Here is a 1,443-nt window from a genome sequence, read left to right as displayed (position 1 = left end):
GGCGGGCGGACGCGGGGGCGCGACGGCGCGCGCAGCGTTCGCCTCGATCCGACGCCGCCCTGCGCGCGGTCCGCGAATCGTAAACCGCTGGCGTCGCACCGGCAGCGAGCGCGCGCACAATTGCGTTGCGCCCGGCCCGCGGCGTGCGCGGGCCGTTGCCGGACCGGCCCGCCCTGGCGGGTTTCCGCCCTGTTTTCCGAATTGTTTTTAGACCCGTCCGCTCCACCAGTCTGGATGACGCCCGTGCGCGCTGAATCGGATTCCGTACTGTTCTCGCCCCATCGGCTGGGCGCGCTGGACCTGCCCAACCGCATCGTCATGGCGCCGATGAGCCGCGCGCGCGCCGGCGCCGGCGACACCGCCACCGCGCTGATGGCGCAGTACTACCGCCAGCGCGCGTCGGCCGGGCTGATCGTCGGCGAAAGCTCGCAGATCAGCCGGCAAGGGCAGGGCTATGCCTGGGCGCCGGGCCTGCACAGCGCGGCCCAGATCGCGGCCTGGCGCGGCGTGACCGACGCGGTGCACGCCGCGGGCGGACGCATGTTCGCCCAGCTCTGGCACGCCGGCCGGATGTCGCACGTCTCGCTGCAGCCCGACGGCGCCGCGCCGGTGGCGCCGTCGGCGCTGCAGGCGGCCGCGGCCAAGGTGTACATCGATCCGCACGGCCGCGGCGCGCCCAGCCGCGACGGCGAACTGGTCGCCGCCTCGATGCCGCGCGCGCTGAGCGCGCACGACATCGCCGGAATCGTCGCCGACTACGCGCGCGCCGCGCGCAACGCGATCGACGCCGGTTTCGACGGCGTCGAACTGCATGGCGCGCACGGTTATCTGATCCAGCAATTTCTCGACCCGGCCAGCAATCTGCGCGACGACGGTTACGGCGGATCGCGCGACGCGCGCCTGCGCTTCGTCTTCGAAGCGGCGCAGGCGGTGGCCGCGGCGGTCGGCGCGCACCGCGTCGGCCTGCGCTTCGCGCCGTGGCGCGCGGACGCCGACGCAGCGGCGGCCGAATCCGACGCGCTGGCGCTGGCTGCGCGCATGGATGCGCTGGATCTGGCCTATCTGCACGTGTGCGAAGACGACACCGGCCAACGCCCGCCGTTGTCGGACGGGTTCCGCCGCGAGCTGCGCGCGCGGTTTCGCCGCAGCTTGATCTATGTCGGCGGCTACACCGCGCAGCGCGCCGAAGCGGCGTTGCAGGCGGGCTGGGCCGACCTGATCGGTTTCGGCCGGCCGTTCATCGCCAACCCCGATTTGCCGCATCGGCTGCGCCGCGGCCTGGCGCTGGCCGACGGCGACCGCGCGACCTATTTCGGCGGCGCCCAGCAGGGCTATACCGATTACCCGGCGGCAAGCGATCCGGAAACGGTGGCCGAAGCGGAAACCGCCTGAGCCGCCGCGCGGCCGCGGGCGCCCGGCGGCGACGCAGCGGCGGGCGCGCGG

1 protein-coding gene is annotated in these 1,443 nt (G+C 74.3%); it reads left to right on the top strand.

Annotated elements, in window-relative coordinates; all coding sequences use genetic code 11:
- Positions 1-234 precede the first annotated feature (234 nt).
- Complete coding sequence (locus A7A76_RS04565) at positions 235-1,392, top strand: alkene reductase (RefSeq protein ID WP_206410086.1); 1,158 nt, start codon at positions 235-237, stop codon at positions 1,390-1,392.
- Positions 1,393-1,443: the final 51 nt, after the last annotated feature.

The organism is Lysobacter enzymogenes (genome assembly GCF_017168095.1).
Taxonomy (GTDB): Bacteria; Pseudomonadota; Gammaproteobacteria; order Xanthomonadales; family Xanthomonadaceae; genus Lysobacter; species Lysobacter enzymogenes_D.
This window is presented reverse-complemented; position numbering and strand designations above follow the sequence as displayed.